This window comes from Streptomyces sp. A 4/2 (assembly GCF_940670765.1).
Taxonomy (GTDB): Bacteria; Actinomycetota; Actinomycetes; order Streptomycetales; family Streptomycetaceae; genus Streptomyces.
Window position 1 is genome coordinate 1 of record NZ_CALNVW010000053.1, and the last position, 5,530, is coordinate 5,530.

General features: G+C 70.7%; 5 protein-coding genes. All 5 read right to left on the minus strand.

From position 1 onward, the window contains the following. Positions 1-915 (minus strand): dihydrolipoamide acetyltransferase family protein (locus tag NBY69_RS34350; RefSeq protein ID WP_250306067.1); only part of this gene is annotated, 915 nt, incomplete at its 3' end. A gap of 13 nt (positions 916-928) precedes the next feature. Continuing rightward, positions 929-1,909: an alpha-ketoacid dehydrogenase subunit beta gene (locus NBY69_RS34355; RefSeq protein ID WP_250306068.1), complete on the minus strand. Its 981-nt coding sequence runs from the start codon at positions 1,907-1,909 to the stop codon at positions 929-931. A gap of 2 nt (positions 1,910-1,911) precedes the next feature. Further along, a complete protein-coding gene (gene pdhA / locus NBY69_RS34360) occupies positions 1,912-2,991 on the minus strand; it encodes a pyruvate dehydrogenase (acetyl-transferring) E1 component subunit alpha (protein WP_250306069.1) in 1,080 nt (359 codons plus the stop codon). Positions 2,992-3,211: 220 nt separating this feature from the next. Beyond that, the gene (locus NBY69_RS34365) at positions 3,212-3,412 is read right to left on the minus strand and encodes a hypothetical protein (RefSeq protein ID WP_250306071.1); all 201 of its coding nucleotides are present in this window, start codon (positions 3,410-3,412) and stop codon (positions 3,212-3,214) included. Between the two features lie 605 nt (positions 3,413-4,017). Then, complete coding sequence (locus tag NBY69_RS34370; RefSeq protein ID WP_250306072.1) at positions 4,018-5,466, minus strand: APC family permease; 1,449 nt, start codon at positions 5,464-5,466, stop codon at positions 4,018-4,020. Positions 5,467-5,530: the final 64 nt, after the last annotated feature.

Sequence of the window (5,530 nt, forward strand, 5' to 3'; positions counted from 1 at the left end):
CGCCGCCGCGATCCCCAGGTTCACATAGTGCTTCCGCACGATCTCCTGGTTCGCCTCGTCCCAGGCCGAGTTCACCGCAGGGTTACGCCGGACCGCGACCAGCACCGCCTTCGCGATCAACAGCAGCGGATTCACCCGCAGCCCCTCGAACTCCCGGTCCAGCTTCAGCTCCGCGACCAGCTTCATCGTCCGCGTCACATCGAGCGTCACGAACTCCGTCACATGCGGCGCCGTGAACGCACTGTCCACCATCGCCTGCGCCGTCACCTTCCGAACGCCCCTGACCGCGATACGGGTCTCCCGCGCATCGGAGAGGCCCGTATCCGGGATGTCGGAGGACACGAGGGGCGCGGGGGCCACCACCGCATTCGCCTCCTGCTCCGGAGCGCAGGCCGCGTGTACGTCCTCGCGGGTGACGATCCCGTCCGGACCCGACGGCCTCACCGTCGCCAGATCGACTCCGAGGTCCTTGGCCAGCTTGCGGACCGGCGGCTTCGCCAGCGGACGTACGACGCCTCCGTTGATCCCACCCACCACGGACACCGGGGTCCCCTTGCGGGCCCGCCGCGTGGTGGAGGACTCGGCGACGCCGTACCCGACGAGCACCGGCTGACGTCCCTGCGGCGGCGCCTCGTCGGCCTGCTCCGGGACGGCGGCGAGGGGACGTGTGGTCTCCCCCGCGGTAGCCACCGTGATGATCGGGGTGCCCACCGCGACGGTCGTGCCCTCGGGGAAGAACAGCTCCCCGACCGTGCCGGTGAAGGGAATGGGCAGCTCGACCGCCGCCTTCGCGGTCTCGACCTCGCACACGACCTGGCCGTCCGTCACCGTGTCACCCGGTGCGACGTACCACTTGAGAATCTCCGCCTCAGCCAAGCCCTCGCCCACATCGGGCATCTTGAACTCGCGAACCATGGCTCAGCTCTCCTCAGTACGCCAACGAGCGGTCGACGGCATCGAGTACCCGGTCCAGGCCCGGCAGGTATTCCTGTTCGAGCCGGGCCGGTGGATACGGCGAGTGGTACCCGCCGACCCGCAGCACCGGTGCCTCCAGGTGGTAGAAGCACCGCTCGGTGATCCGGGCGGCGATCTCCGCGCCCGATCCGAAGAACACCGGCGCCTCGTGCACGATCACGAGCCGTCGCGTCTTCTGCACGGAGGTCTGCACCGCGTCGAAGTCCAGGGGAGACACCGAGCGCAGATCCAGTACCTCCAGCGACCTGCCCTCCTCGGCCGCCGCTGCCGCCGCGTCCAGGCAGACCTTGACCATCGGGCCGTACGCGGCGAGCGTCAGGTCCGATCCCTCACGGGCGACCTGCGCGGCGTGCAGGGAGGCCGGGGCGGTCCCGGTGTCGACCTCGCCCTTGTCCCAGTACCGCCGCTTCGGTTCGAGGAAGATGACCGGGTCGTCGCTCGCGATGGCCTGCCGCATCATCCAGTAGGCGTCCGAGGGGTTGGACGGCGAGACGACCTTCAGGCCCGCCACGTGCGCGAAGAGCGCCTCGGGCGACTCGGAGTGGTGCTCGACCGCACCGATGCCACCGCCGTACGGAATACGGATCACGACCGGGAGCTTGATCTTGCCGAGCGCACGGGCGTGCATCTTCGCCAGCTGCGTGACGATCTGGTCGTACGCCGGGAAGACGAAACCGTCGAACTGGATCTCCACCACCGGGCGATAGCCCCGCAGAGCCAACCCGATCGCCGTACCCACGATCCCGGACTCGGCGAGCGGGGTGTCGATGACCCGGCCCTCACCGAAGTCCTTGTGCAGCCCGTCCGTGACCCGGAAGACACCGCCGAGCCTGCCGATGTCCTCGCCCATGAGCAGGACCTTGGGGTCGTCCTCCATCGCCTTGCGCAGCGACTCGTTGAGCGCCTTCGCGAGGGGCAACGTCGTTACGGTCATGGCTACTTGGCCTCCCGGTCCGTGAAGGACGCCTGATACGCCGCGAAGTCCGCCCGCTCCTCGTCCACCAGCGCATGGCCGTCCGCGTAGACGTGGGCGAAGATGTTCCCGGGGGGAGGTTCGGCGGTCTCCCGCAGGTCCGTGCGCAGTCGGCTCGCACGCTCCTCGCACCGGGTGTCGACGTCGGCGAAGAACGCGTCGTCGGCCCAGCCCCTGGACTCCAGCAGCGCCCTGACGCGGGCCAGCGGGTCCTTCGCGCGCCAGTGTTCGAGCTCCTCGCTGTCCCGGTAGCGGATCGGGTCGTCGGATGTGGTGTGGGCGCCCATGCGGTACGTGAACGCCTCGATCAGGGTCGGGCCCTCGCCCGCACGCGCCCGCTCCAGCGCCTGCTTGGTGACGGCGAGGCAGGCGAGTACGTCGTTGCCGTCCACCCGGATGCCGGGGAAGCCGAAGCCGCGGGCGCGCTGGTACAGCGGCACCCGGGTCTGCCGTTCGTTGCCCTCGGAGATCGCCCACTGGTTGTTCTGGCAGAAGAAGACCACCGGGGCGTTGTAGACCGCAGCGAAGTTGAACGCCTCGCTCACATCGCCCTGGCTGGTCGCGCCGTCGCCGAAGCAGGTCAGGACGGCGCCCTCGGCACCGTCCTTGGCGGTGCCCATCGCGTAGCCGGTCGCGTGCAGCGTCTGCGAGCCGATGACCAGCGTGTAGAGGTGGAAGTTCTTCTCGGCCGGGTCCCAGCCGCCGTTGCTGACGCCGCGGAACATCCGCAGGAGGTGCAGCGGGTCGACGTCGCGGCACAGGGCGATCGCGTGGTCGCGGTAGCTGGGGAAGACGTAGTCGTCGTCCCGCAGGGCCCGGCCGGCGCCGATCTGCGCGGCCTCCTGGCCGAGCAGCGACGGCCACAGGCCCAGCTCCCCCTGGCGCTGCAGGGTCACACCTTCGCCGTCCATCCGGCGGCTCCATGCCATGTCGCGGTAGAGCTCACGCAGCCCGTCCGCCGAGACCTCGGCGTGGTACTCCGGATGGGAGACCAACTCCCCTTCCGGGGTGAGCAGTTGAACGGTATCGGCATCCGGTGTCATCGCGGGTCCTCGCCGGCTGCAGCGGTCCGGGAGCGGGGTGCGACCGCCAGGGACGTCGTACGTTCATCGGGCGTTGTCACGCGAGCCTCCTAGCAGGCCGTGGGGGGACCGCTACGGTCCTTCTACAGACCATGGCCGGAGTGCGTGGAGTCCCACTCGAAGTCTCCTGAAGCTCACGGGCCTGTGTCGGTACGGGAAGTGTCGGTACGGGAGCGCCGGCTCAGTCGATGCCCCGCACGATGTGCGGATCGGCGGCGACGGCCGCGTCGTCGTCGGCCCCGGGAAGCCGCAGCGGAGGGGCGCCCACGGAGGCCGATGGACGGCCATGGGCGCGGACGTGGGCGTACGTGGGGGAGTACGTGTGGGCGTAGGCGTGGATGTGGCGGATCGGCTGGGTGAGGTTCTGCGGATCGTCGTTCACCGGTTCGTCCCTTCGTTGGACGTCGCTGTCCCGGGCGCCGAGCACTCGATCGGGCCACGGTGTCTCAAGCGGCTCGAGATGCGCTCAAGACGGGCTCGCCTTTCGGCCGCGGCCGGGTCGGGCGCCGCTCGTGGCTGGGCTGTTCGCGGTTTACCGCGGTAAACCGGGCCGCGGTTCGGGCTGTTCGCGGTTTACCGCGGTAAACCGGATCGCGGTTCGGGCTGTTGCCGGTTTACTGCGGTAAACCGGCAACAGCCGTGCGGGACAAGGCGCGAGCGGGCAGGCGCAGCAAAGGCGGAGCGGGGCGGGTGCCACAAAAAAATCGGCTGCTGCGCGTTCCTGGGAGGGGAACGTGCAGCAGCCGATCGGCCCGTTCCGCGTCCGCTCCGGGTCGAGCGGGGGTGCGGCCACCTGGCCTCGTGAGCCGGGTACGCGGCCAACTCTGTCCGGAGTCGATCGAGATCCGCTTGAATCCGGCTCGAATGCGCAGGTCGTGGGGGGCGCAGCGGACGGTCTGCCAGCTGCCGGTCAGTCCGCGGTCAGCGGCGGGCCGGCGGGGGCAGCCGGTCAGCAGTCAGTGGCCGGCCGGTGTGTGGGGCAGCCGGTCAGCGGTCGAAGGAGTCGGAGGGAAGCCCCCGGCCGGTCCGCCAGGCGTAGGCGAGGCCGACGAGGAACACCACGGGCAGCAGCAGCGGCAGTTCGCCGACGAAGGACGACTTGCTGCCCGTGATCAGGTCGAAGTTGCGCACGATCAGCCACACACTGCCGCCCAGCCCGACGAGCGCGAGCAGCGAGGCGACCGTCCCCCGCCACCCCACGCGCACCGTGCCCTTGCGGCGCAGCGTGACCACGGAGAGCGCGGCCAGCGCCTGCAGGACGACGATGCCGAGGGTGCCGAGGCCCAGCGCGACGGAGGCGAAGTCCGCGTACGGGTCGAGTCCCGCAGCGGCGGCGACGGCGACGGCGACGACGTTCAGGGCCGTCTGTACGACGCTGGCCCGGTGCGGGGAGCCGTACCGGCGGTGCAGCGCGTCGAGCCGTACGGGCACCAGCCGGTCCGCGGCCAGGGCCTTCGTGTAGCGGTTGGTGGCGCTGTGCAGGGCGAGCAGGGCGGCGAACATGCTGGTGCAGAGCATGACTTGCAGGACGGTGCCGCCCGCCGAGCCCAGGTAGCTGTCGCCGAGGCCGAAGAAGAGGTTGCCCATCTGGCTGAGGGCCTGCTCGCGTACGTGGCTGCTGCCGACCGCGCCCACGGCGAGCCAGCTGGTCAGGGCGTAGAAGCCGGTGATGAGCAGGACCGCCCCGTACATGGCGCGCGGGATGCTGCGCCGCGGGTTGCGGGCCTCGCCCCCGTACAGCGCGGCGGACTCGAAGCCGATGAACGAGACGAAGGCGAACATCAGCGACACGCCGATCCCGTGCCCGCTCACCGTGGACGGGGAGAACGAGGCGGCGGGCAGGGCGTGGACGCCGTGCCGCCAGAGGATCGCGGCGTCCAGGACGACGAGTACGCCGATCTCGCCCACCATGAGCAGGGCGAGCAGCCGGGCGCTGACGGTGATGTCCCGGTAGCCGAAGAATGCGGTGAGGGCCACGCCCACGGCCGCGCACAGGACCCAGGAGACGTGGATGCCGTGGGCGGCGAACACCAGCTGGCTGAAGTAGCCGAGGGCGCCGGCGATGCCGATGGTCGCGCAGTTGTAGGCGAACAGGGCGAGGTAGCCCCCGCCCACGGCGGGCACCCGGCCGAGTCCGTCGGCGACGGTCGCGTAGAAGCCGCCGTTGCCGCCGGTGCGCTGGGCGCTGACGGTGTACCCGACGGAGAAGCACAGCAGGATGATCCCGGCGATGGCGAACGCGGCCGGTACTCCGGCCCCGTTGCCGAAGGCGAAGGACAGCGGCACGGTGCCGATCAGCGCGGACAGGGGGGCCGCGGCGGCGACGATGACGAAGAGGATGTGGCCCGTGCCCAGACTCGCTCGGGCGGTGGCCGGGGCGTCGGCGCCTCGGGGAGCCGCGTCGGCCACCCGGGCCGCGGGCTTGGTGATGGTCATGACTCGCTCCTGGATGCGGGGAAGGCGTGGCAAGGGCGCGGCCCCGGGATCCGGAGTGCATGAC

Excerpts from the sequence above, each read along its gene's own strand:
- NBY69_RS34370 (WP_250306072.1), bottom strand. The coding sequence starts at position 5,466 with ATGACCATCACCAAGCCCGCGGCCCGGGTGGCCGACGCGGCTCCCCGA.
- NBY69_RS34355 (WP_250306068.1), bottom strand. The coding sequence starts at position 1,909 with ATGACCGTAACGACGTTGCCCCTCGCGAAGGCGCTCAACGAGTCGCTG.
- pdhA (WP_250306069.1), bottom strand. The coding sequence starts at position 2,991 with ATGACACCGGATGCCGATACCGTTCAACTGCTCACCCCGGAAGGGGAG.